The sequence below is a fragment of the Halomonas sp. AOP43-D1-4 genome (assembly GCF_052446175.1).
Taxonomy (GTDB): Bacteria; Pseudomonadota; Gammaproteobacteria; order Pseudomonadales; family Halomonadaceae; genus Vreelandella; species Vreelandella citrativorans.
On record NZ_JBQSVY010000001.1, the window covers coordinates 338,642 to 363,982 of the forward strand.

The 25,341-nt window shown below is 51.5% G+C and carries 20 protein-coding genes; 7 read left to right on the forward strand and 13 right to left on the reverse strand.

From position 1 onward, the window contains the following. The 7 genes from rfaH to ACT3RQ_RS01595 all read left to right on the forward strand — a co-directional run bounded on the left by rfaH (position 1) and on the right by ACT3RQ_RS01595 (position 6,796). On the forward strand, positions 1-546 hold the full coding sequence (rfaH, locus tag ACT3RQ_RS01565) for a transcription/translation regulatory transformer protein RfaH (RefSeq protein ID WP_444638717.1): 546 nt from the start codon (positions 1-3) through the stop codon (positions 544-546). Between the two features lie 224 nt (positions 547-770). Then, positions 771-1,202 carry an IS200/IS605 family transposase gene (gene tnpA / locus ACT3RQ_RS01570; protein WP_087721126.1) on the forward strand — a complete coding sequence of 144 codons (432 nt, stop codon included), beginning with the start codon at positions 771-773 and terminating at the stop codon, positions 1,200-1,202. A 247-nt stretch (positions 1,203-1,449) separates the two neighbouring features. Next, on the forward strand, positions 1,450-3,057 hold the full coding sequence (locus tag ACT3RQ_RS01575) for a gamma-glutamyltransferase family protein (RefSeq protein ID WP_444638715.1): 1,608 nt from the start codon (positions 1,450-1,452) through the stop codon (positions 3,055-3,057). Positions 3,058-3,630: 573 nt separating this feature from the next. Then, positions 3,631-3,966, forward strand: coding sequence for a hypothetical protein (locus ACT3RQ_RS01580; RefSeq protein WP_444679824.1), 336 nt, complete (start codon positions 3,631-3,633; stop codon positions 3,964-3,966). Positions 3,967-4,182: 216 nt separating this feature from the next. Continuing rightward, positions 4,183-5,535, forward strand: coding sequence for an NADP-specific glutamate dehydrogenase (gene gdhA, locus ACT3RQ_RS01585; RefSeq protein ID WP_444621966.1), 1,353 nt, complete (start codon positions 4,183-4,185; stop codon positions 5,533-5,535). 151 nt (positions 5,536-5,686) lie between these two features. Beyond that, positions 5,687-6,100, forward strand: a complete 414-nt coding sequence (rnk, locus tag ACT3RQ_RS01590; protein ID WP_444679825.1) for a nucleoside diphosphate kinase regulator — start codon at positions 5,687-5,689, stop codon at positions 6,098-6,100. Positions 6,101-6,286: 186 nt separating this feature from the next. Then, a complete protein-coding gene (locus tag ACT3RQ_RS01595) occupies positions 6,287-6,796 on the forward strand; it encodes an REP-associated tyrosine transposase (RefSeq protein WP_444638711.1) in 510 nt (169 codons plus the stop codon). A gap of 460 nt (positions 6,797-7,256) precedes the next feature. On the opposite strand, the gene cysQ is transcribed toward ACT3RQ_RS01595, so the two are convergent. The 13 genes from cysQ to ACT3RQ_RS01660 form a co-directional block, all read right to left on the reverse strand. Next, the gene (cysQ, locus tag ACT3RQ_RS01600; RefSeq protein ID WP_444679826.1) at positions 7,257-8,018 is read right to left on the reverse strand and encodes a 3'(2'),5'-bisphosphate nucleotidase CysQ; all 762 of its coding nucleotides are present in this window, start codon (positions 8,016-8,018) and stop codon (positions 7,257-7,259) included. A gap of 98 nt (positions 8,019-8,116) precedes the next feature. Then, entirely contained in the window at positions 8,117-8,971 is an 855-nt protein-coding gene (locus ACT3RQ_RS01605; RefSeq protein WP_444679827.1) for a UTP--glucose-1-phosphate uridylyltransferase, read from the reverse strand. 55 nt (positions 8,972-9,026) lie between these two features. Then, positions 9,027-10,598, reverse strand: a complete 1,572-nt coding sequence (gene pgm, locus ACT3RQ_RS01610; RefSeq protein ID WP_444679828.1) for a phosphoglucomutase (alpha-D-glucose-1,6-bisphosphate-dependent) — start codon at positions 10,596-10,598, stop codon at positions 9,027-9,029. A 22-nt stretch (positions 10,599-10,620) separates the two neighbouring features. Further along, entirely contained in the window at positions 10,621-11,694 is a 1,074-nt protein-coding gene (locus ACT3RQ_RS01615; RefSeq protein ID WP_444679829.1) for a glycosyltransferase family 1 protein, read from the reverse strand. A 40-nt stretch (positions 11,695-11,734) separates the two neighbouring features. Beyond that, positions 11,735-13,966, reverse strand: a complete 2,232-nt coding sequence (locus ACT3RQ_RS01620) for a glycosyltransferase family 2 protein (RefSeq protein WP_444679830.1) — start codon at positions 13,964-13,966, stop codon at positions 11,735-11,737. Beyond that, the gene (locus tag ACT3RQ_RS01625; RefSeq protein ID WP_444679831.1) at positions 13,963-16,326 is read right to left on the reverse strand and encodes a glycosyltransferase family 2 protein; all 2,364 of its coding nucleotides are present in this window, start codon (positions 16,324-16,326) and stop codon (positions 13,963-13,965) included. Before ACT3RQ_RS01625 ends, ACT3RQ_RS01620 begins: the two co-directional genes overlap by 4 nt. 14 nt (positions 16,327-16,340) lie before the next feature. Further along, positions 16,341-17,852, reverse strand: a complete 1,512-nt coding sequence (locus ACT3RQ_RS01630; protein WP_444679832.1) for a glycosyltransferase family 4 protein — start codon at positions 17,850-17,852, stop codon at positions 16,341-16,343. 23 nt (positions 17,853-17,875) lie between these two features. Further along, on the reverse strand, positions 17,876-19,864 hold the full coding sequence (locus ACT3RQ_RS01635; protein ID WP_444679833.1) for a glycosyltransferase family 2 protein: 1,989 nt from the start codon (positions 19,862-19,864) through the stop codon (positions 17,876-17,878). 61 nt (positions 19,865-19,925) lie between these two features. Further along, on the reverse strand, positions 19,926-21,293 hold the full coding sequence (locus ACT3RQ_RS01640) for an acylphosphatase (RefSeq protein ID WP_444679834.1): 1,368 nt from the start codon (positions 21,291-21,293) through the stop codon (positions 19,926-19,928). A 30-nt stretch (positions 21,294-21,323) separates the two neighbouring features. Continuing rightward, entirely contained in the window at positions 21,324-22,223 is a 900-nt protein-coding gene (locus ACT3RQ_RS01645; RefSeq protein ID WP_444679835.1) for an ATP-grasp fold amidoligase family protein, read from the reverse strand. A 98-nt stretch (positions 22,224-22,321) separates the two neighbouring features. Next, on the reverse strand, positions 22,322-23,005 hold the full coding sequence (locus ACT3RQ_RS01650; RefSeq protein WP_444679836.1) for a M15 family metallopeptidase: 684 nt from the start codon (positions 23,003-23,005) through the stop codon (positions 22,322-22,324). 2 nt (positions 23,006-23,007) lie between these two features. Beyond that, a complete protein-coding gene (locus ACT3RQ_RS01655) occupies positions 23,008-23,916 on the reverse strand; it encodes a D-alanine--D-alanine ligase (protein ID WP_444679837.1) in 909 nt (302 codons plus the stop codon). Continuing rightward, a complete protein-coding gene (locus tag ACT3RQ_RS01660) occupies positions 23,909-25,330 on the reverse strand; it encodes a UDP-N-acetylmuramoyl-tripeptide--D-alanyl-D-alanine ligase (protein WP_444679838.1) in 1,422 nt (473 codons plus the stop codon). The genes ACT3RQ_RS01655 and ACT3RQ_RS01660 overlap by 8 nt, the downstream gene beginning before the upstream one ends. Positions 25,331-25,341 lie beyond the last annotated feature (11 nt).

Below are 25,341 nucleotides of genomic sequence, written 5' to 3' on the forward strand. Positions count from 1 at the left end.
ATGGAACCCACTGACCTAGAGCTAACCACTTCCGAGACCAGCATTGAAGAGCGCGCCCTGCCCAACTGGTACGTTATTCAGTGCAAAGGCAGCGAATCATTCCGTGCGGCCGAACACCTCGCTCACCAGGGTTATGAGGTGTTTCATCCAGTACTGAATGTACAACGCAAGCGCCAGGGCAAGCTTGCCACGGTGAGCGAACCGCTGTTTCCCTATTACCTGTTTATTCGTTTAGACTTGGTTGTCAGCAATTGGCGCCCCATTCGCTCTACCCGTGGTGTATTACGCCTGCTGACGTTTGGCAATACGCCCATTAGCGTGCCCAATACACTGGTGGAGACGCTTCGCGCCCAACCTCACCGCTTAGAAGGGAGTCATACCTATTTCTGCGCGGGCGAAAAAGTCACCATTACTGACGGCCCCTTTAAAGACCTCGATGCTATATTCGAGCGCTGCAAGGGCGAAGAGCGCGCCATTGTGTTGCTGAATGTACTCCAGCGCCCGCAACACCTTAACGTGCCGATTGAACTGTTGCGTAAGCCCTGAAAGGTGAGCCCCCCAACGGTTCGCTGCGGCCTGCTTCGCCTAGGGATTGTACGAAAAGTCGCTGAGCGAAGACCAGACAAGGCAAAAATCAGCGAAAAAACGGAGTTTACATGGGTAAATAAATAAGGTAATCCCCCGGCTTTGCCGGGGGACTACCCGAGGTTTGACCGTGTGATGCGGTCAAAGGGAACCTCCAATCTCAGCCAAGAGATAGGAAGTTCCCAATGAGAGAGTACCAGAGTCTTGCTCACACAACATGGAACTGCAGGTATCATGTCGTGTTCATCCCCAAAAAGCGAAAGAAGGCGATCTTTGGTGGTATCCGAAAACACCTTGGTGAGGTGTTCCATGAGCTGGCAAGACAGAAGGAGTGCCAGATTGTAGAGGGGCACCTGATGCGTGATCACGTTCACATGTGTATCAGCATCCCTCCGAAGCACTCGGTGTCACATGTGGTTGGCTACATCAAAGGGAAGAGTGCGATATCTATAGCCAGAAATTTCATGGGCAGATCGCGAAATTTCTCTGGTGAAAGCTTCTGGGCGAGAGGTTATTTCGTCTCGACAGTAGGGCTTGATGAAGGAATGGTAAGGGCCTATATCCGGAATCAGGAAAAGGTGGATGAGCATTATGATCAGCTCAAATTTGGAATGTGAGGCAGCCGCCTTCAGGCGGCTCAGATTCTTGCCCCTTTGAGGGGCTAACAATATAAAGCCCCCGGCTTTGCCGGGGGATACTTACTGAGTATTTTGAGCTGATTTTTAACGCCGTATGGTCGAGCGCAAGCAGTTTTCGTACAAAGCCTAATACGTAATCAAGGCTATCAGAAGACGTTCATAAGATTATCCTGCTAATGTTGAGCCCTACAGTGGCCTGCTTGGCATATCGTACAAGGATAATTCAATGAACCTCGACCCTCATTACTACCCGGCCGCCTCCCGACGCATGGTGACGTTGGGTAAGCGCGGCATGGTCGCCACCTCCCAAACGCTTGCCGCCCAAGTGGGTGCCGATATTCTGCGTAATGGCGGCAACGCGATTGACGCGGCGATTGCAACAGCCGCCGCACTTACCGTGGTTGAACCCACCTCCAACGGTATTGGCAGCGATGCATTTGCCCTAGTATGGGTGAAGGATACATTACACGGCCTTAATGCCAGCGGCAGAGCCCCAATGGGGATTAGTATTGACGCCGTACGAGAGCTTGGCCTGGATGCAATGCCCGCCCACGGACTAACCCCAGTGACCGTACCCGGCGCCCCCGCTGCCTGGGCCACGCTTTCTGAGCGCTTTGGCACGCTTCCCCTTGCGACACTGCTGGCCCCGGCGATTACCCTGGCCGAAGAGGGCTTTGCGGTTTCTCCCGTGGTGAGTCAGCTATGGCACAAAGCCTTCACCCGTTACAAGCAGTACAACCGCCCTGAGTTTGCCCCCTGGTTTGAGCATTTTACACCACACGGCCATGCCCCAAAAGCGGGCGACATTTGGCATTCACCCGACATGACCAACACGCTACGCGCGATAGCTGAAAGCGGCGCCAATGCGTTCTACGAAGGCGTGCTAGCCGATGCCATGGATGCTTTTTCGCGCCAGCATGGGGGCTTTCTACGCAAGGAAGATCTTGCTGCCTTCACGCCGGAATGGGTTGACCCTATTAGCACTCGCTATCGCGGTCATGATATCTGGGAAACTCCGCCCAACGGCAGCGGTTTAATCGCGCTACAGGCACTCGGCATGCTGGAAGCACTGGGCGATGAGCCACGCGATGCGGTTGAGTCGCTGCATCGCCGCATCGAAGCGACCAAGCTGGGCTATGTGGATGGGCTGCGTTATATCACCGAGCGAGAAGACATGGCACCAAGCGTCGAACAGATGCTCTCACCGGCCTACTTGGCACAGCGCAGTAAGCTGATCGGAAACGAAGCCATTGACCCTGTACACGGCAATCCACTTCTGGGCGGCACGGTGTACCTCGCAACAGCAGATGACGAAGGCAATATGGTCTCGTTTATCCAAAGCAACTTTGAAGGCTTCGGTTCAGGTATTGTCGTGCCAGGCACCGGTATCAGCCTGCAAAACCGAGGCTGGTCATTCTCGCTTAACGAAGAAGACGCTAACGTGTTGCGCCCCGGCAAGCGCACCTACCACACCATTATCCCCGGCTTTATCACCAAGGATAATCAAGCGGTCGGCCCCTTCGGCGTGATGGGCGGTTACATGCAGCCTCAAGGCCACGTACAGGTAGTTACCAGCCTACTGGAAGACAGGCTCAACCCACAGGCGGCACTGGACCTACCGCGCTGGAAATGGGTAGCAGGCAAAACCGTTGCGGTGGAACCCGGCTTTCCCGACCACCTCGCCCAAGCATTAGAACGGCGCGGGCATCACATCGTCAGGACGAACGATGCGCTGACCTTTGGCCGCGGGCAAATCATCCTACGCAACGCCGCCACCGGCACATTCCAGGGCGGCACCGAACCCCGCACAGACGGCGCCGCCCTGCCCATATAGCGCCGGTAAACGCCATTACCGCGCCCGATGGTTAAGCCTCGCCACACCAACATGGCAATTGTAGCGCGCGGTAACGCAGGCGAGGAACGAGCCTGCGGCACCCGCGAAAGGCGGCGCCAGCTGCCCGGGTGTGCCGCCCCGGCCTGGAGCCGCACCCAACCCTAACCCCGGCAGCGCGGGGCGCTGCTTTTGCGGGTGCGCTTCGCTTACCGCGCACTACGATTGAGCCACACCGTGAATCACCACCACGATAATAAATGCCGCGCCCGATGGTTGAATCACGCCACAACAGCATGGCAATTGTAGCGCGCGGTAACGCAGGCGAGGAACGAGCCTGCGGCACCCGCGAAAGGCGGCGCCAGCCGCCCGAATGTGCCACCTAGGCCTGGAACCGCACGCAACCCCGGCAGCGCGGTGCGCTGCTTTGCGCCGGGCCGCCGCTGCGGGTGCGCTTCGCTTACACCGCACTACGGTTACAGCACTCTGCATCGACATACGCAGAATTGTAGCGCGCGGTAACGCAGGCGAGGAACGAGCCTGCGGCACCCGCGAAAGGCGGCGCCAGCCGCCCTAGTGTGCCGCCTTGGCCCAGAGCCGCACCCAACCCTAACCCCGGCAGCGCAGGGCGCTGCTTTTGCGGGTGCGCTTCGCTTACACCGCACTACGGTTGCAGCACTCTGCATCGATATGCGCAGAATCGTAGCGCGCGGTAACGCAGGCGAGGAACGAGCCTGCGGCACCCGCGAAAGGCGGCGCCAGCCGCCCGGGTGTGCCGCTCAAGCCTGGAACCGCGCCCAACCCTCACCCCGGCAGCGCGATGCGCTGCTTTTGCGCCGGGCCGCCGCTGCGGGTGCGCTTCGCTTACACCGCACTACGATTGAGCCTCACCAGCATGGCAATGAATACTGACGCTACGCACCGCATTACGTTTAAACATCGTTTAACTGACTTTGTTAATATTCTGCTTTTTTAAGCAAAACACTGCGACTTTGGTCTAAATTCCACTATTTTTTTACTCATTCCGAAACGACATAGGGTATGCAAGAAAGCGCATTCCTCGTTTAATGTCCCTCAAATAGCTGACCAGCTAACAACGTCTTTAGTAATTACACATGGTATTTTTTCATGCCCTACGTTCACGATACGCTGTCCCGTTTAAAGCTTAGCAGTCCCGCTCAGGTTGAATTTTATCAAGCGGCAGAAGAAGTATTAGAGTGCTTGCGTCCTCTGTTTGAGCGTCAGCCGCACTACCTACAGCACAGCATTATTGAACGTATGGTCGAACCAGAGCGCCAAATCATGTTCCGCGTTTGCTGGTTAGATGATGCTGGCCGCGTACAGGTCAACAAAGGCTATCGTATTCAGTTCAACTCAGCCCTTGGGCCCTACAAAGGCGGCTTACGCTTTCACCCAAGCGTTACGGCAGGCACCATCAAGTTTTTAGGATTTGAGCAAATTTTCAAAAACGCCTTAACCGGACTGCCTATCGGCGGCGGCAAAGGTGGCTCTGACTTCGACCCCAAGGGTAAGTCAGACAACGAAATAATGCGTTTTTGCCAAGCCTTCATGTCAGAGCTTTACCGCCACATCGGCCCTACCCGCGATGTACCGGCTGGCGACATTGGGGTTGGCGCGCGTGAAATCGGCTATATGTATGGGCAGTACAAACGCCTGACAGGTCGCTATGAAGGCGTATTAACCGGCAAAGGCCTTAATTGGGGCGGCTCGCTTGGCCGTAAAGAAGCCACCGGATACGGCGCTGTTTACTTCGCGCAAAACATGCTGGCGGCACGCGGCGAGACCCTGGAAGGCAAAACCTGCCTGGTATCTGGCGCGGGGAACGTGTCCATTTACACCATCGAAAAACTGTATGAGCTGGGCGCCACCCCCATCACCTGTAGCGACTCACGCGGCACAGTCCACGATCCAAAGGGTATCGACCTCGGGCTTCTTAAGCAGCTTAAAGAAGTTAAACGGGTATCGCTTGAAGAGTACCTAAGCGAGCACCCTGACGCGCACTACATTAGCGCACGGGATTATCCACAAGGTGGGCATGCAGTTTGGCACATTCAGGCAGACGCCGCTTTCCCCTGCGCCACCCAAAACGAGCTAACCGAGCTTGATGCCAAAACGCTTCTCGCCAATCAGATTACCTGCGTGAGCGAAGGCGCCAACATGCCTTCAACCACCGAGGCTGTTGACTGCTTCCTGGCCGCTAAAATTGCCTATGGCCCAGGTAAAGCCGCTAATGCCGGCGGCGTAGCGACAAGCCAGCTGGAGATGGCACAGAACAGCAGCATGGAGCAGTGGCCCATGGAAAAAGTTGACCAAAAACTCAAAGAGATAATGGCCAATATTTACCAGCAGTGCGCCACCACAGCGGAAGAGTTTGGCGACCCCACCAACCTGGTACTAGGCGCTAATATTGCCGGGTTCAGAAAGGTGGCGGATGCCATGATTGAGCAAGGAGTAATGTAATCGCCTTCCTCTGCTAGATCGCTTACACTGGTCATGGTGAACAGTCCTCCCTTTTCGGGGAGGACTGTTTTTATTGACAGCTATAAAATCGTTTATTTACTGTAAAATAAAAGTATCCGATTGATTTCATTGCTTTCCAAGGAGAGTGACCATGGGACAACGTCCTCCCATTATTATTAACCGTCTTGATGCAGAGCGCTTGCAGCGCTTGATTGATAACGCTACGGATAAAGAGCTTGCCGTGGCCACGCTGCTTGAGGAAGAGCTATCCCGCGGGGAAGTGATTGATCCTCAGGAAATCCCCGACAACGTGGCCAGCATGAACAGCCAAATCCGTTTCACTGACTTAACCCGCGGGCGCCAAATGGTGCGTACACTGGTTTACCCCCATGCACTCAGCACGGTTGAGGACGGCATTTCGGTAATGGCACCCATTGGCGCGGGCCTTATCGGCCTTAAAGTAGGCGATATTATTGATTGGCCTTTACCCAATAACTCCGAAGTCCGCCTACGTATCGACGCCATCTTGTGGCAGCCCGAACGCGAAAAGCAGCACCATCGTTAAACGCTCTTACCGCCTTTTGGCACCATCGCGGGCGCGTCCAAAGCCCTGCCGCGCACTACATTCACACCTTGTAATGTGGCGTAAGCGTTAGCGCACCCGCGAGCAAAGTGCCCTCAAGATGACATACACCTCATAAGCCATTAACCTTACCTCGTAATATTTATAATATTTTAAAGGAAGGCAGTAATGGCAATCTATCGGCGAGCCTACGTGCCCGGAGGCAGCTATTTCTTTACGGTCGTGACTCATTCACGCCAGCCGCTGCTCGCCGATCAACTCAATATCAATGCGCTTGGGAGAGCTTTTCGTCGAGTACGCGAGGAGCAACCTTTTGTGATGGAGGCTTTTGTACTCCTCCCCGATCACCTCCACTGCCTTTGGACCCTCCCGGAAGATGATTCTGATTACTCTTCTCGTTGGAGAGATATCAAAAAGTATGCATCGAAAGACTTCCTCCTTCCCTCTGGAAACCCAAACGCTTGGCAACGAGGTTTTTGGGAGCACGTTATTCGGGACGAAAACGACTGGCAGCGGCATATCGATTACATTCACTACAACCCGGTGAAACACGGCTGGAGCAGAGCACCTCGCGATTGGGAGTGGTCAAGCTTCCATCAATACGTAAAAAAAGGATGGTACGAAAGTGATTGGGGTTCAGAACGCATTCCCGACGTTTCCACAATGGACTGGGAATAACAGCCTGTGAGCAGCATCTATAGTAAAGGGTGGTGCTAGCCGTTTTGGATATGCCGCCCAGGCGAGGAGCCGCATCCAACCCCGGCAGCGCGATGCGCTGCTTTGCGCCGGGCCGCCGCTGCGGGTGCGCTTCGCTTACACCGCACTACGGTTAAGCATGCGCAGAATCGTAGCGCGCGGTAACGCAGGCGAGGAACGAGCCTGCGGCACCCGCGAAAGGCGGCGCCAGCCGCCCGGATAACCGCACCTAACCCCGGCAGCGCGGTGCGCTGCTTTGCGGGTGCGCTTCGCTTACACCGCACTACGGTTGAAGCATGCGCAGAATCGTAGCGCGTGGTAACGCAGGCGAGGAACGAGCCTGCGGCACCCGCGAAAGGCGGCGTCAGCCGCCCGGGTGTGCCTCCTTGGTCTGGAGCCGCACTACCTCTGCATCATTTACGTGATGGTGGCGTTTTTCTCGCTAATGCCCCCAAACAACAAAATCCGGGTTGAGGGTTTCGTTGGGGTTGGCATAACAAAGCGGGGTGCCGTCCAGGGTCACTACTCGCCCACCCGCTTGTTCAACGACCGCTTGAGCGGCGGCGGTGTCCCATAGGCTGGTGGGGCCGAGGCGTGGGTATACATCGGCACTGCCTTCGGCGATGATGCCAAATTTCAACGAGCTGCCCATGGGCCTTGTCTCGTGGGGGCCTAGCTGCTTTAACCAATCTTCCAAATAGGGGCTGGCATGGGAACGGCTCCCCATTACGCGCCACGGGGTACCTTCTTTTGGCCTACCGGAAACATGAATAGCGACTCGCTGCCCATGCTTATCAATCTTAAACGCCCCCACGCCGCTGGCTGCGATATACGCCACGTTGAATACCGGTGCCAGCACAACGCCCAATACAGGCTTGCCGTTCTCGATGAGAGCGATATTCACCGTGAACTCATCATTACGCTTTACAAACTCTTTCGTGCCATCCAACGGGTCCACCAGCCAATAGCGCCCGCTGGCATCCGGCCCGGTGAACGCCTCGCCCCCTTCTTCTGAAAGAACAGGGATCCCCTCTGGAAGCGCTTTCAACTTATCTAAAATAACCTGGTTTGCCGCGTTATCGGCGGCGGTGACGGGGCTGTTATCCGATTTAATCGCTACGTCGAACGGTTGAGCGTAAACACGTAAAATAGCATCGCCCGCCTCACGAGCAATCGCACATACCTCTGTTAACAAATCATTCATACTGCCCCCTTGTCTGCTACATTGTTTTAACCCGCAGCCTAAAACGTAAAAGCCGCCAAACGTGGCGGCTTACGATGCAAACATATATGCGTGCTAACTTACAGGTTATAGCCCGCTTCACGGGCAAGCGTGTTATTCGCTTGCAGCCAGCCTTCAATATGGCCGCAATCAAAGGTGCGCCCTTGCATGCGGAACGCCTGAACCTGCTGGCCTTCCTGCATTAAGCGGTCAATGGCGTCAGTCAACTGAATTTCATTACCAGCGCCAGGCGGTTGGTCACGCAAAAGCTCCATAATCCGATACGGCAAAATGTACCGGCCAATGACCGACAACCGTGAAGGCGCGTCTTCGGGCTTGGGTTTCTCGACCACGCCGCGCATATCCGCGCTTTCACCGGCGCTGGGCTCATCACAGTCAACAATACCATAACGATAAACGTCTTCCTGGGGCACGGCTTCCACCATAATTTGCCCGGCGTTGCTGGCGTCCCAAAGCTCCACCATACGGCCCAGATCACAGGTATTACTGCTTGGCTGAGGCTTTACCAACACATCCGGCAGAATAACCGCAAACGGCTCATCGTTACCCAGTAAATGCGCAGCACAAAAAACCGCATGCCCCAAGCCCTTGGCGTTTGCCTGACGCACGCTGGTAATTTTAAGCTCTGGCGGGGCAATGGCTTCAAGCGTTGCCAGCAATGCATCTTTTCCTTTGCTAGCCAGTGCATCCTCAAGCTCAACATGGGCATCAAAGTGATCTTCAATCGCCGATTTACCTGAACGTGTCACCAGGATAATTTCATTAATGCCAGCTGCCAATGCTTCCTCTATGACGTGCTGAATTAAGGGGCGATCCACAACAGGCACCATTTCCTTGGGAATTGCCTTGCTAATGGGCAACAACCGCGTACCAAAACCGGCGACGGGAATAATCGCTTTACGCACTTGGGTCATTACTTATTTCCTTGTTTCATTTCGTAACGGGCGCCACCTACTAGCGGGTAACGCGCTATAACATATCCGAAAGCAACGCCCTAGCGCTTTCAATTAACTCATCCAAGTGCTCAGGGCCTTTGAAGCTTTCAGCATATACCTTGTAGAGCGATTCCGTGCCGCTGGGACGTGCAGCGAACCAGCCGTTTTCGGTGGTCACCTTAATACCTCCAATACTCGCCCCATTACCGGGCGCTGTCACCAGGACAGCGGTAATCGCCTCTCCTGCCAGTGTTTGTGCAGTCACACTCTCACTGTTCAGCTTTTTGAAAGCCGCTTTTTCTTCAGGCGTGCAAGCGGTATCGACCCGCTTATAGCAAGGCTCACCAAAGCGCTGAGTCAACTCGCGATAATACGCACTCGGTGTTTTCCCGGTAACTGCCAGAATCTCTGCCGCCAGCAAGCATAGCGCAATGCCATCCTTGTCGGTCGACCATGCCTTTCCATCGCGCGTTAACAGGCTAGCGCCAGCACTCTCCTCGCCACCAAAGGCCAACCAGCCTTCATGTAGTCCATCGACAAACCACTTAAACCCAACCGGTACTTCATAAAGCTCGCGATTATGAGACGCTACCACCCTATCGATCATGGAAGACGACACCAGCGTTTTACCAATTTTTAGCGACGTCGCCCACTCAGGCCGATGCCCCATCAGGTAGTCGATACATACGGCTAGAAAGTGGTTAGGGTTCATCAAGCCATTAGCATCCACAATGCCGTGACGGTCGGCATCCGGGTCGTTGCCGAAGGCGATATCGAAGCGGTCTTTCATCGTTAACAGATTCGCCATCGCCGCCGTGCTTGAACAATCCATGCGGGTTTTGCCGTCGTGGTCGGGCGGCATAAACGCAAAGGACTCATCGACCTCCATGTTGACCACGTCTAGCGCCAGCTCATAGTACTTTGCAATCGCCTGCCATACCGGCAACGCGGTCCCACCCATGGGGTCAGCGCCCAAGGTTAACCCCGCCCGCTGGATAGCCTGCATATCCACTACGCTATTAAGGTCAGCCACATAGTGAGCGGTAAAATCGTACTCTTGTGCATGAGCAAGCGCCTCGCCCACAGAGGCAAGCGGCACATCGCCCAGCTCACGCAGCAGATACGCGTTGGCGCGTAGCTCTATCCATGATGTCACTTCTGTATCGGCAGGGCCGCCGTGGGAAGGGTTGTATTTAATACCGCCATCTTCAGGCGGGTTATGTGACGGCGTAATAATCAAACCGTCGGCTAACGCCGTGTTGGATGCATTGTGTTGCAAAATGGCGTGGCTAACCAACGGCGTCGCGGTATAGCCGTGATCTTTTTCGATTAGCACCGGTACGTTATTGGCGGCCAATACACGCAGCGCGCACTCCCAGGCAGGCCGGGAAAGCGCGTGAGTATCGAATCCTAGAAATAGCGGCCCTTGGTAGCCGACCTCCATACGATAATCCACCACGGCCTGGGTAATCGCCATAATATGGGCTGCGTTAAAAGTACGCTCAGTCGCGCGGCCTCGGTGGCCAGACGTGCCAAAGGCCACCCCCTCTTTGGCCACATTGGCATTCGGTACTTGTTCGTAAAACGCGTTAAAAATAGCTTCCATACGAATAGCTCCCTTTTTAAACTTAATTATTGTCTTGCCGAGTCTGCCAAAACATAACGGCCTGTTGCAGGTCGCCAATACGTTGAGCATCGATCGCCGCCTGTTGGGCCATGTCAGCGGCTGTTTGGGGATTATTTACTAACTGCTGTAAAGCAGCCTGCCACGCGGCAGGAGAATCCTCTACCAACAAGCCATTTTCACCGTGGCGAACGATCTCCGTATAGGGGTAGCGGTTTGAGTAAATACCCACCCCTCCCATCGCGGCAATATCTAAAAACTTGATAAAGGATTTGCCCTGGTTAAACGGGGTTTCCAACAGCGGCGCCACACCAATATGTAACCGACAGTTCGCCTGGTAGTGACGAAATGCCTGCCAAGGCAACGGATCGGGCGTTTGAACGCGCGGCAATCCGGCCAATTGGCTAGGCGTATGTTTACCCAGCATTAGTTCAAGTTGCGTGTCTAACCTGCCCTGCTGAATTGCCCATAATGCCGGCGTTATATGTAGCAGATCAGTAAGATGAGCCCGCGTACCGTGAAAACCAATCTTCCACGGTGCCTGCGCTGAAGGCGATAATGTAAAATGCTCACGGGTTGGTAATGGCGCAATCAGTGGCGGCGTTAATACCGAAACATTTCCATGCTGCGCATAAAAGCGCTGAGCAAGCTTTTCGCTACAAACGACCACTTCATCGCTTAGCAACAGCAAGCGGGGCTGAAGATGAGCAATCCGCCGCATACGCTGGCAGTATGCGGCAGGTAGCGTTGGGTCGTTGGCAGCAGCAGCAATATCGTCATCAACCAAATAAACGATGTAACCAAAGGCACTGCGATGACGCTCTAACCAGCGCAACCACCCAAGCGGTAATGAACGGCAAAGCAATAAATTGCTGCCCGTGTATTGACGCAAAAAAGCCTGGCCATGCATCCAGGCAGCACCTAATGAGCGTGAAGCAGTAACGCGCGCCACCTTTGCGCCTAGACGCTGAAGCGCAGGAGCCGCAGACGCCAGAAAATAGATATCTTCTGTTGGCCGTCCGCCATCGCTTAGAACGACCCAGGAAGAGGGCTTTCCAGAAACATAATTAATGGCCATTACCTCTTCTTGCCAAGACCTACGAAATCCTCAATATCTTTTACCTTAACGAGAAATCTTCGTGCGCTAACGTAAGGTTAGGATTATAGGCTGGGTCTTCATCTAGCAAACTTCCCCATTGCTTACGCATATAACGTGCTTCTTTTAATGCACGAGCCCGCTTTTTAGGTGTGTTATCTGCTCCACGAGAAATGGACTCGTGATGGTAAAGTTCAGCATATGGTGTCCAAAGGTTTCTCAGTCCAAGCCTATGAACCTTTAGGCATAGATCCACATCATTATAAGCGACTGCTAAATCTGGTTCATTTAGGCCACCAACTTTCTCAAACACATCACGACGAAGTAATAAGCATGCCGCTGTTACTGCTGTTAAATTCTGAATAAGTTGCAATCGCCCAGTATAACCTTCTTCGTTATGCTGAAAAAAACGATGTGCATGCCCAGCAACGCCACCTATCCCTAACACAACCCCACCATGCTGGACGGTCCCATTGGGGTAGTAAAGCTTTGCTCCTACACAGCCTATTTCTGGCCGGGATGCTTGGCTAACCATCTCTGTTAACCATTCACCATCGATAGGTTCAACATCATTATTAATCAGACCGATGATGTCGCCACTTGAATGCTTAGCACCAAAGTTATTAATCGCAGAATAATTAAACTCGTGATTCCAACGAAGCACCTTCACCCGCGCATCACGCCGCTCTACTTCTTCCATATAAGCCAATGTGTTGGCACAACTGGACTGGTTATCCAGAATCAGTAATTCAAAGTGCCTATAATCGGTCCGCTCCAAGATAGCATCCACGCACGGCTTAAGTATTTCGACACCATCACGGGTAGGCACCAACAAACTCACCAGAGGCTGCGGTGAGGGTACGGGCCACTTGACCCGCGCAGAATTAACCACACGCCCAGGAACCACCTGAGCAGAGCACTGCATTTCCTGGAGGCTAAGGCGCACTAGCGAAGCGTAATCGTCAGCTGGCGACAACGTGAATGGTGACGCTCGATGGAACAGTATCCGGCTTATGCGCTTAACGTTCACAGCCTCGGTTTCAGCCCCCATCGCCAACACATTAAGCGCCAGCTTAGCCTGCCAATTACCCACAGCGGTAGCACTTGGTAAGCCACCGGCAGGCATTAGTCCTGGTAGCTTATCGCCGCGAACCCATATTGCGCAGCCAATATACGGCTGAGAAAGGAGTAAATCCGGGTTCCATTGGGGTTTGAAAAGCGGCGAGTGACGCATTCCATCTGCGCCTACTTCATCTTCATCACTGTAAATTAATTCAGCGCCCGCACTGTCCGCCAACGAGTAAAGCGCATGGGCTGCAAGCCGGTCGCCAGGGCACAGGATAGACACCCACACCGTTGCAGAAAGTACCGCTTGCTGGGGCTCATCTTGCAACACTGACAGCGTGATACGTGGATCTTGCTCAACACATGTTTCGATGTGCTGCCGAACATCCGCCGAACACTCTTCTACAGGCAACAAGACTGCTTTCCAATTACCCAACGATTGATCTTGAAGGCTTGAAAGCGTAGTAGCAAGAGCGTCCGTAGTATCAGCACCCGCGACAGGAATATAAAAATAGTACACACCTGCTGACTCAACGACGGCCTGACGCGCCTGAATGTCCGCCCTCATCTTCGCAGGATCAGGTGTCTCTTCAAACTGACGCACCCAAAGTCGATAGTTACGCCGCGAACATAAGCTGATATAGGTGGATTCGTACTCGCGAATAGCCGTTCTACGCCATGATTCGCCTCGCTCACGAGCACGCTCACGGACAATGGCAGATGCAGCTTGCTGGGTAATATCGCGATAATCCTGATGGATATTGATTAAGCGCTGTAATAAACGATCACGCGCAAACGCGGGCGTTACCCATACAAGACGAAAATGCAATATCGAAAAATGCCCCTTCGCATTCATTGGCCTGAAAGCGATGCGCTTTACGCCCCAGGGCGCATACACCAGCCGCTTACTCAATTTGCCTACGCGTAGAGGCATATCGATATTGAAAGTGCGCTTGCCTGCTTCAAAGCGAAAGCTAGCCGCTACCGAGGTGACCGAGCGGTCTACCAGCAGCTCAATCATATACCAGCCGGGTAAATAGATATTGCGCTGAGTGATAAACTCCATCGACTCGTCTAACGCTTCCCAGCGATGGTGAAAGGCATCCCATACCACGTTATCTTTAGGCTCAAGCACTTGCTGAAATGACAGCTTGCCCAGCACCACTTGCATACTGGCTGTTATCGTCACGCGCTAAACCACCCTTCCGGAAGACAATCATTCCATTTAGCCAATCCCCAGTCCGCTAAGGCAGCTTGGTCAGCGGGCATACGTTGAGCAAACGCAGCGGTGTGTTCTTCCATGCTTACGCCTTCTGTTTTTTCAAGAATGGTATCGTGCAACGACCACGTTAATTGTGGCGCCCTCACCATGAAACGTGCGTTAGTCTGCACTAACACCGTTTGAGTTGAGACGGCTTGAACAAGCGATGCATCAATATTGCCAGCGCTATGCACAAAAACCACGCGCCGGAATATTCGAACTAAAAACGGAAACATCATATAGCTTGAAGAAGCTCCCATCACCAAGCAACACTGATCAAGAAACGCATCGCTATTTTCCCACACAATGACACGCCCAAAGTTGGGCAGGCCATTGTCATAGCGTTTATGTTCCTGATGGTCAAATGAGCTTAAGCGCGGAGTTGCAGCCATGCGCACGGGATTTAACTTGCTCCCCAAATCTCCACGCACCCGCACAACTTTATACTGATCCTCAGCAAACCAACGCTTGGCATCTTCACGTGCCGCCAACCCTAATCTACTTACCGCCTCGCAGGCCACGCGCATGGCACCCTGCTGCGTCCAATGGGTATCCGTCATGTGGTAAGCGTCATCACCCATTTGTTTCAACAGCGCTTCAGGATACAGACAAAAATCATCCGGCAACGCTTCAACAACCTGGTCCACCGGCGTAACGGCTCCCATTGGGTAAGGGTGATAAGCGTGCATCACCCTTTCTTTGTTCGGTGCAACCACCATCAAAACGTTCGCGTTTACCTGACCAGAAAGCGTCGTGAGTTGCTCTGCATAGGTAACCCAATTATCGATAGCTTCTTGACGTAACGATATATAGCCAAGGTGCTGGTACAGGCTTGCGTTAGTATCCTGATCGAGAAACAGCCAGCCCTGTCGGCCAATCAGAGCACTGGCCTGAAGCTCCTGCGCTGAAGCATCAGGCATCAGCGTTAAACGCTCTAGCGGTATACGCTGCTCGCCTGCTTCAGTGGTTAGCACAGCAGATAACGTTACATTGCCGGCCCGAACCGGCAGCTCAACACGGAAATGAACAGTACCGCTTGTACTGTCGCCGTCAGTAAATTCAAAGCGAGTAGCAGGAAACACGCATTCGACGCCCTCGTGCCAACGACAGGCAAGCTTCACATTGCTATTAACAGGTGATAAGCCGGCAGCACTCACGTTAGCCTGGAGCAGCACCCCTCGCTGGGTAAGCAGCACCCGAGATTGTTGGGGCCACATTCGTTTCCAGCCAGTAATGGGAAGCTGCAGCGGTACAGCATGAGCGTGCACAAACGCATAGCGTGCCCGCTTCCACCACGATAAGGAAGCCGCCAGCATTTCACGCCATCGCGGTTGCCGAGGTGCATTAACAGGCACCGCAAAGGTGCTTGTGCAGGGTAGCGACAGTGCCTTTAGGTAGACTTGGTTGTCCCATGCCTTGGCGGCATAACACTCGCGAGCATTCCGATCAAAACGGGCGAAGTAATCATCACCTTGCATGGCTGTGAATGTGTTACTAGTGCGCTGCAATACCTGGCCTCGCACAAACTCTTCCACTGACTTAACTGCATAATGGTTAATACGCGCCCCTTGCCAGCATACTCGACGACTGACACCAGGACGCCCTTCAACCCATTGTAACGGAGCCCCCTTACTATTAACGTAATGCCCCGTGTTTAACGTCGCATGGTGTTCATTATCAAAGTGCTGCACCCGCGAAGGCCTAACTATGCTTTTGTAGAGTCGATTGTAACGAAAGGTACGAGAAGAGCGTTGAGTGAAACGCTCAATCACCAAGCCATCACCACGAAAGCGCTCTCCAGAAGACCCAAAACAAGCAGAATTAAGCGCCAAAGCGCTCACCGCGGGATCGCTGAATATATCCCTAAGCCAAGTACGCAACCTGCCTGGGTGCACCATGCTATCAGTAGAGCATTTTGTACTGGTTTCTGAATTCTCCTGAGTACTCTCTTCCTCTAGCGGTAATAAAAACTCGTCCACATTAATGAAGGCAACGATATCTAGCATCGTAGGGCAAGCGGCTAACAGAGACTGGTAAGCAAAAGCCGTACTTGACGCATCGTCCACTTTTGATGGACGACGATGCACTAATGTCACTAAACCAAGGCGTGAAAGTTCGCATAAATATGCATAAGAGCCATCGCTACTACCTGCGTCTGCGATAATAAAATGCTCGACGCCGACAGCTAAATGGAAGGCAACCCACTCTTGCAATGCATCCAGTTCATTTTTAATGACTGCCGCGACACCTAATCGGGGCAACTCCTCCGGCGTTAAAATAGTTCCCAACCCCAACTCACTCCTCATCTACTACCATTCGTTTGATTGACTTCCGTGACAACAGTAGGAAATAGGCGGCTTAATGCATGCGCCATTGCTGCTTGATGAGCTTTGGTACCAAATAAAGCATCAGCACGCTGGCGACCAGCACGCCCCATAGAGGCAAGCAACGCAGGGTTATTGGCCAATACTTCAATCCAGTGTGCTACCCGTTGCACATCCCCCAAGGGGGCTAAAAAACCCGTTTCTCCATGTACTACCAGTTCAGGTAGCGCGCCCCAATCGTAGGCCACGACTGGCCTTGCGGCCGCCATCGCTTCCAATACAGTACGGCCAAAAGACTCCTGGAAATGGGAGAGGTTCACCACAACATCGAGATTTGACAGCGCATCCTTTGGGTCTTGCACGTACCCTTTATGAAACACGCTGCCTTTGTTACCCGACGCTTTATCCACTTTACGCCGCTGATCGAGTAAAGCGTCTAAATCTGGCGTGTTTTCCCCGTACAAATAACATTCTGCCGCAACGCCTTTATGCACCAAGCTATCGGCAAGCGCGACAAAATCTTCCAACCCTTTTTTATGGATCAAGCTACCCAGCAGCCCAATCCGAAGTGGCCGCTGTCTATCAGGTTGTAAGGCTGGAACCGCCTGCCAGCCAGACATATCTATCGTATTTGGCACAATAGCGACTGGCGCACCTGTATATTGAAACGCATTAGCCGTGCACTGAGAATTCACAACCAAAAGATCAGAATGGGTAACTGCATGAGCCACAACCCCCTGCGCCGAGCTGTTTAGTGCATGGCAAAGACCATGATCATACACAGGTAGCTCGCGGACGTGCGTCAACACAGGCAAGCCTAAGCGTCTGGCGACTACCGCTGGCGCCTGAAGTGTTAGCGTATTTACATACACAGCGTTTGCATGGCTCGCTTCAAGCAATGACTGAATTGACGCAAGTGTTACAGGATGGTCTGCTTCTCCTTCTCGCCACCAGCCATACGGTACGACATACACCGAACGGCTAACGTGGCGCAACGCATCCAGGTAGCTTGGGTTGCTAGCATTTGGCACGACCACTACGGTGGCAACACCCAGCGATTTCAGAGTGGAAAGTACATCCAACAAGCTACGCTCGGCACCATATAACCGAGTGCCCACACTATGAGCAAATACCGCTAAACAAAGCTGACTGCGGCGGCTCATCTGTGTGTCGGTACCAGCGAAACGGGGTAATGGGCTTAACCCCCTCCAACGCCCCCACCACCAGTAATGTATAACGGCTTGGGAAGGCTTCCACGGAGGATGTCCGCAATAACCATAACCACTGATGCTGATATGCGGCGAAAGCTCACGGCCTTCTGCCAAGCCATATAACAAGCCATGGGCGAAAGCATTTCCTCCTTCCGCCGCCACATCAGGATTGTTCTGTAAGTACCATTGCTTATTAAACAGGCGGGCGACTGCCCAACATAAAAAAGGGTAGCGCCAGCCATGCAGTCGCCACCCCTTCATATGTTGTGCCCATCCCAAGCTTCTCACCACCCGCCACGCTCTCATAGCACCACTCGGCCACCACCCGCCAAGTAGGCTATTAGTTCTTCGGTTTGCAAGGTCGGCAATGGTTGACCTGCCAAATCACGCACACCTTCCTGTGTGGTTAGCTGCGGCACACTATCAGGCCAGCTAACCGAAGGAGCAAGCGATTGCACACGTATTTCACCGCAGTGTAATTTGATGCCGCCATGAGCAACCGCAATATCTTCCTCGTGGCAAAGTTCCCACATCTCATCCGCTAACCAGCGCGTATTAAAGTCATCAGGCTTGCTCCAAGGGCAAACCACAACGCGGTAGCCTGCTTGGCACAGTCGTAACAGCGTATTCAATAGCTGTAAAAGCTCTGGGTTACGCGCAGAGGCATCGACTACGACAGCAATGTCATAACGAATACAGGGGTGCGGGTAATTACCAAGCGGCGTGGGAAAAAGCCGCCGATGCCCTTGATTAGACATAACCGGCACCACTTGGCGCTTCCGCCACCATGCTGCCGCTTGATGATACAAATGCCGCAATCCACAGTGAATGGTGCGCACATGGGTTATTTTGCGCTGCGTCAACGAAGCTGCTTGCACTAACGAAAAAGCCAAAGGCACGTCAGTCGCCACTTTAAATAGTGCCTCTGCGCCATAGTACCTTTGTAACCGCTCAACAAACTCATTATCCGCTGCAACCGCGACCTCATCCCACAGCCCCAGCGTATCCAACACCTCACGACGTACCATGACAGAAGCAGGGTTGGGTTCCAGCCAATCAGAACATAGATGCCATGGGCCTAACGGCTGCAAATGCTCATTTACGCGCACCCAAAAAGACTGGGTAGCCATCACCTCAGCATGGCGCATAAGTGTTAATACCTGGCGTTCAATTTTTTGCGGATGTGACCAGTCATCACTATCATGCACCGTTACAAAGGCCCCCTTGGAGGCCTTCACACCCGTATTTCTAGCACTGTAGGCTCCCTGATTTCTCTCATGCCGAATAAGCGTGAGACGGGGCTCTAGACGCGCACGTTTCTCGACTCGTTTAGCCGTGCCGTCGGTACTGGCATCATCGACTACAATAATTTCAAGGTTGGGCCAGCTCTGCGCTAATAACGATTTCAGCGCCACATTAATGGTGTTTGCAGCGTTATAGGCAGGCACCACCACCGATACCAACGGCACACGCCGACGCACCTTGGCTCTCACTCGGCGTGTCTTTAATCGCCCTAAGCCACTTTTTGACTCTAACGGCAGCAACGGCACCAGCTTACGGCGAGCAAACCACTGATTTAACGGGACTAACCGCTGCTCCAAGGGTAGATTAACCGACGCCAGTTGCAACATCGCCTCATCCAAGCCATTGCCTGAGACGTGCTGTTTATCACGCAGCGCTTCAGAATCAGCTTGCTTATCCAAGCGTACATAACATTTTAGCAGCGCCTGTGGGATCCACTGCTGGTACCGTTCAGCATCACCTTCCGCAAGCGTTTGTAAATGCGTCAACGCCTCTTCATAACGGGATTGACCATAATACCAGCCTGCCAAGTACCACAGCGCCGCAGATTGCCCCTGAGCAGCCAGCGCATGCAATTTAGGAATTGCCTCCCCCGCGTGGCCATGCCAAGCCTGGTGATGCAGCCAAACCGCTTGCCCTTGGAAGAGAGGAAAATCACTGATATGGCCTTCAACGGAAGGCAAGCGCCCTTCATGAATGCCATAGCGTAAGAAGTGCAGCAGCGGGTTCACTTTAGCCCGCCCGACATCCCCATAGCGAGAGATGTACCACTGAGCATCAAACCGAGGGCTCGGGGTTAGTCCCGCACGCCACCCCAAGCGCAAGAAATGCAGTTCAGGCCTTACCCACAGCCACCGCTGCAAGGCTGGCATTTGCTGCTGATAATAACGCCGTTCGAACACACCGTGCTGTGCTAACAAACCTATGTCGCTGCGCTCTCTGGCGCTGGTAAGCGGTAACAGCGCTTTCAAATAAGAAATAATGGCCACTATTAATCAACAGTTATCGGGTAAGTTGAACACATATTAAGCACACTAATGAACGGCATGGTTAGCGAGTTTTCAATATTCTAAAGCCCGAATAGCTGAGAGCGCGACTATGCGAGGTAACAGACACCTTAGCCACAGATGCCGCCTTCGGGCCAAAATGGAGCTTACCAAGCATACGTTCCACCTTAGCAAGATCGCCTTTCAATACTGCCTGCACTGAGCCATCAGCGCGATTGCGCACCCATCCTTGGACATTCAGCGCTGCTGCCTCACGACGCAACCACTTACGATACCCCACCCCTTGCACTTTGCCTTCAATCGAAACAAGGCGCTGGCAAGGCTTAGGTAACGACGCTTTAATAGGCGTGATCGAAAAGGTACCGGCCAGCGCCTTCTGTTTTTCATAAGCGCGTCGCCAGATAGGTGTGGCTAAATCACGTGGTGCACCGCGCATCGGGAAATGGTGGCCACCAATACCAGGGCCCGTATTTACCTCGATAATGTAGGCGGTCGGCGCAGACTCATCCGACGTATCTACCATCACATCGACGCCTGCCCAATCCAAACCAGGAATAGCTGCAACGGCCTCGATAGCCGCCTGTTTCGCTATTTCCGGGACGCTATCGGTGGCATCAAACGAGTCCGCTCCTAGCGAAATATTTGCCTCTTGGCGAAGCACTACTTCCTGCCCTTCAGCCGGTATGCTTTCCCAGGTTAGTGACTGTTTAGCCAGGTTCTGCTCTACCCACTCATCTTTGGGGATCAAGCTGGTCATTAAGCGGGGGTTTAAGGCGCGAAGTTCGTTCTTCGCATCCACCAATTCACTTACTGATAACGTACCATCACCTACCACATGGGCAGATTTTTTACCCAAAACAGAAAGCACTTGACCGCCCAGTACAAAAAAACGGTATTCGATACCAGAAACCTGTTCTTCCACCAATACGCCAATGGAGGATTTCGCCTTGTGATAAGCATCGACAATCTCCGACTTATCACTCAATCCTAAACTAACACCGCGGCCTCGTGTGCCCTTGATCGGCTTCACCACGACAGGCTTGGCAAGCTTAGTAGCAAAATTAGCGGCACCTTCCGCAGAGTGCACTATTTTATAGCGCGGTTTAGAAACATGGCCCCTATCTAAAAAACGGTGAGTAAACAATTTATGGGTAGCAATTTTGGCACCAACAGCTGCTTCGTTAGAGCGTACGTCCCAAAAAAACACCTGCACGCCGTTGAGCGAAGCTAAAAACATAGCCCGGCTAAACCACGTCACCTCAGCACCTTCACTTTCCGCTACCCGGGCAATTAACCAAGGCCCCAGTAAATGTGTTTCATGGACACTACGAGCGAGATTACTTAGCTCATCGGTATAACTGTTCAGGGATTCATCGCCCGTATAAGTAGGCAATACTACAGAATTCTTCATTCTCAAGCTCTTAAAGGCATGGCTTGCAGGCTATTTATCAGCGGCCGCGTTGTCCAGCTCAAACATCGCCCCAAGGTAAAGATCAGCCTGTTCACCAAAGGCATGGTAAGTACCAGGCACCGGCGTAAGTTCACCCAGCACCGGCCCCTGGCGGGCTTCATATAAATCTACTCGGCAAAAAGGGGTAGGTAACGCCGCCGACACCCGCTCTGCAACGTACAATAGTGCTTCGGGGTCGCGCGGGGGTAGCAGCGCCGGGTCAATTGCATCAGCATACTTACCTGTTTCAACAGGGTGCCAATCACGGTCATACCAACGATAATACTGCCCTTCCGGTTGCCGAGCTACCTGTAGGATTAACCCCACACGGCCACGGAAGGCATAAAACTTGAAGTCATCCACCGGGCGCAGTAACCCAGAAGGCGGTAACAATAGTTCTTCTAACTGCCAGTGGTTGGGGAACTGATGCTCGCGCATTTCCTGATAAAGCCGTTCAAGAATGTCGACCAAGCGCAAACGACAGCGCAACTGTAAGCACTCAAAGGTAATTTCATCCACCCGCTTAAGTGAGAGCACCCCTCGGGAGCTATGAGCTTCTTTGGGTTTGATCACACATGCATCGACGCCTTGCAGCACATCCCGCAGGTGCTGCAGTGAAAAGTCATCTTTAAGAATCTTCGCGGTGGGCACCTCTAACGCATTCATTTGGCTTGCCACCCAACCACGATTACCCGCCAACTCCGCAAAGCTGTACACTCCAGCCTGCTGCTCTTCCCGCTGGTAGCGGCGCACCAGCGCATCCATCGCAGAGCGAAACGAAGGCGGCGCGGGCAAAGTACCTTTACGAGCTGGGTGGGAAGCTTGTATCCAAGCCAATTGTTCTGGCGTCAGAAGAAAATCACAAAAAGAAGGGATAACAAGCTCACTCATTGAAAAAGCCGTAGCAAATGGGTATAAAGAGGAGAAAAGAGGGCTAATATCAACCTAATAAGTAATCAGGAAAGGCTCAGCCCTAAGCAATAAAAAAATCAATGTGTTAATAATGCAGAATATACTTTGGGGAACTTTTCCATAAGATCCACTGAAAAATTTTTCAATGGATCATTGCTACGTATAATATCCAACAAAGTTTGATCTGACGGATCAATGTTTTTCAAAAGTAATGAGCGTGTTGAAAAAAGCGATCTACTTTCAGAACAGCCATTAAAACACCAATGCCAAGGCTCATAAATCACCCCAAAGATATTATCTTTTATGTATGACTCATAAAAGCCATACTTATACGCATGCTCCTTAAGCCATTTATAAGAGTCTGAACGAGATAAACGCCCGCCCTCCATTTTCTTTGGCAAACGAATATCAATTGCAAAGCCAGTATGATGCTCACTATGGCCAGGCAGAGCAACGCGGGAAAGCGTTTTAACCATGCCAAGCTTTTTTTTCACACGATAGTATTCAAAAGTGCTGGTTTGGCGCTTGTAAGAGCGATAGCCAATCTTAATAATAACGGGGGCAACGCCATCTCTATGCATAGCATTGCTCATTTCTAAAAAAGCAGAGGCAGCATGTTTATGTAGCCAGACACTATCATTTAAACACACCAGGTTTTCAGTCGCCACCTCATGATAACGCAGATGACCAAAGCGAATTGAAGAACCACTCTTTTCAAACTGCTCTAGCCCTGCGCTATCAATAACGCTTGATTGTCTCATGCTTAAAGGGCCTTTAAACTTGCAGTTTTAAGAATCGACATAACCAAAGCATCAAAATCTGTGCCCGCATGCTTAGCTGCTTGAGGAACCAGGCTACGCTCTGTCATACCCGGACAAGTATTAATTTCTATTAACCAAGGCATACCTGAATTATCGATAATAACATCTACACGACCCCAGCCTTCACAACCAATCATCTCATAGGCTTTCTTCGATAAAGCTTTGAGGCGATCTTCTGTTGCAGGCTCAAGACCACAGGGTAAATTATAAACAGTGCCTGAAGACTGATACTTCGCTTCGTAATCATAAAAATCATTGGAAGGAACCATACCAATTACTGGCAGCGCCTCACCAGACACAACGGCCACCGTATACTCATTACCCTTAACAAACTCTTCCACCATTACCAGCTTATCGTATTGCAAAGCATCCTGATAAGCTTCTATCAGTTCATTTTGATCTTTTGCTTTTACAATACCAATGCTAGAGCCTTCATGAATTGGCTTCACCATCACAGGGAACGTAAAAGTGCCACAAACTCTATCTAATTCATCTTTAGAGTGAAGAAGCGTAGATTTAGGCGTATACAAGCCTCCCATAGACCAAACTTGTTTAGTCTTATACTTATCCATACCAATAGCAGAGGCCATAACACCACTACCGGTGTAGGGTTTACCAAGCCATTCTAAAACCCCTTGGATACAGCCATCTTCGCCACCGCGGCCATGAAGCGCAACAAAAGCAACATCAAACTCAGCATCTAACAACTGCTGAACAGCATTATTCTTTAAGTCAATACCAAAGGCATCAACACCAGAACAGAGCAAGGCATTCAGAATAGCCGTACCACTTTTGAGAGACACTTCTCTTTCAGCAGAGATGCCGCCCATTAAAACAGCAATTTTAGTCATGGCTCTTAGACCCTAATTTCTTAACAAGTGAGTTTACTAATTTAGTCAAACCTATGCTGTTAGATGACTTCATTAAAACAGTATCTCCATCTTTCATATCACGCCTTAGGAGAGGGAAAATTTGAGTATATTTTGTAAGTGCGGCGCCTCTAACTTCTGGGTTAAGCTTGGACCAAAGATCCCCCATAGCATTCCCGACTAAATAAACCTTGTCAACCTCAGAACTATTGATTGAGTCTAATAACTCATCGTGATAATGCTTAGATTTCTCACCTAGTTCTAGCATATCACCTAGCACCATTATCTTCCTCCCCCCAGGACAGTCTAAATTAGAAAAATATTCTATAGAAGCTTTCATAGACAAGGGATTAGCATTATAGCAGTCGTCTATCAATTTAAACCCTTTACCCTTTAATGATAAATCATGGACAACACCACGACCTTTCACAGGCGCTATTTTTGAAAAAGCATCACGATAAGACTTAAATGAGTAACCTAAGGCTGACATTACCGCAATAGCACCAAGTGCATTTATAGCATTATGCTTACCAGCTAGGCTAAGTTTAAACTCAACTTCCTCACCGTACAAGGAAGCAAGAACTGTACCTTGCTGTGAATTGTAATCCACTAATTTAATATCAGCAAAGCTATCCTCACCAAAAGTAGTTAAATTAACACCACTTGCTAACTTACCTCTTACTTTTTCAAAAAAAGGTATATCACAATTTACAACAGCGGTACCGCCAGACTTAAGGCTAGAAAGTAGCCTTGATTTAATCTCAAAAATATTTTCCATGTTGCCATATTTTTCAAAATGCCCCTCGCCTATCGATGTCAAGACTGCAACATTCGGTTTAACGATATCCTCTGAAAAATTTAGCGCGTGAGCAGACACCTCAAAAAGTTTAAAATCAAAGCCAGAAAGTAAATAACTTCTCTCCAAAACTCCATAAGCACCATTAGACTTTGAGTGACCAATTGAGCCATTTTTTTCAAGCAAAGTTGATATTATTCTTTTCGTAGAAGTTTTACCAACGGTGCCTGTTACGGCAACTAACTTACACTTCTCCTTTTCTGCATTAAAATTCAATAGATCAACAACTGACTTAGCTACAGAAGGTACAACAATTCTATTATTAGAGGGGAGTTTTTTAAAATCGTAATTCTTATCAATCAAAAACACAACTTTATCTAAAGACAAGGATTTAATATCCTCTGGCAAAACCCCTCTTCTCCCATTAAAAAAACTCTCAACCCCTTTAGGAACCACTAAAAAATAAGAGCCAACTTCACCATCAGGAACTAGGCTCTTATCAAAACCAATACCTTTAATTGTTTGACCAGCATCTAAATTATGGTACGCAATATCACCCAACGCATCTTCTAATTCAGAAAACTCATTAAAAGTAAGCATTATCAACCTCA

Excerpts from the sequence above, each read along its gene's own strand:
- rfaH (WP_444638717.1), top strand. The coding sequence starts at position 1 with ATGGAACCCACTGACCTAGAGCTAACCACTTCCGAGACCAGCATTGAA.
- tnpA (WP_087721126.1), top strand. The coding sequence starts at position 771 with ATGAGAGAGTACCAGAGTCTTGCTCACACAACATGGAACTGCAGGTAT.
- ACT3RQ_RS01575 (WP_444638715.1), top strand. The coding sequence starts at position 1,450 with ATGAACCTCGACCCTCATTACTACCCGGCCGCCTCCCGACGCATGGTG.
- gdhA (WP_444621966.1), top strand. The coding sequence starts at position 4,183 with ATGCCCTACGTTCACGATACGCTGTCCCGTTTAAAGCTTAGCAGTCCC.
- rnk (WP_444679825.1), top strand. The coding sequence starts at position 5,687 with ATGGGACAACGTCCTCCCATTATTATTAACCGTCTTGATGCAGAGCGC.
- ACT3RQ_RS01595 (WP_444638711.1), top strand. The coding sequence starts at position 6,287 with ATGGCAATCTATCGGCGAGCCTACGTGCCCGGAGGCAGCTATTTCTTT.
- cysQ (WP_444679826.1), bottom strand. The coding sequence starts at position 8,018 with ATGAATGATTTGTTAACAGAGGTATGTGCGATTGCTCGTGAGGCGGGC.
- ACT3RQ_RS01605 (WP_444679827.1), bottom strand. The coding sequence starts at position 8,971 with ATGACCCAAGTGCGTAAAGCGATTATTCCCGTCGCCGGTTTTGGTACG.
- pgm (WP_444679828.1), bottom strand. The coding sequence starts at position 10,598 with ATGGAAGCTATTTTTAACGCGTTTTACGAACAAGTACCGAATGCCAAT.
- ACT3RQ_RS01615 (WP_444679829.1), bottom strand. The coding sequence starts at position 11,694 with ATGGCCATTAATTATGTTTCTGGAAAGCCCTCTTCCTGGGTCGTTCTA.
- ACT3RQ_RS01640 (WP_444679834.1), bottom strand. The coding sequence starts at position 21,293 with ATGAAGAATTCTGTAGTATTGCCTACTTATACGGGCGATGAATCCCTG.
- ACT3RQ_RS01645 (WP_444679835.1), bottom strand. The coding sequence starts at position 22,223 with ATGAGTGAGCTTGTTATCCCTTCTTTTTGTGATTTTCTTCTGACGCCA.
- ACT3RQ_RS01650 (WP_444679836.1), bottom strand. The coding sequence starts at position 23,005 with ATGAGACAATCAAGCGTTATTGATAGCGCAGGGCTAGAGCAGTTTGAA.
- ACT3RQ_RS01655 (WP_444679837.1), bottom strand. The coding sequence starts at position 23,916 with ATGACTAAAATTGCTGTTTTAATGGGCGGCATCTCTGCTGAAAGAGAA.
- ACT3RQ_RS01660 (WP_444679838.1), bottom strand. The coding sequence starts at position 25,330 with ATGCTTACTTTTAATGAGTTTTCTGAATTAGAAGATGCGTTGGGTGAT.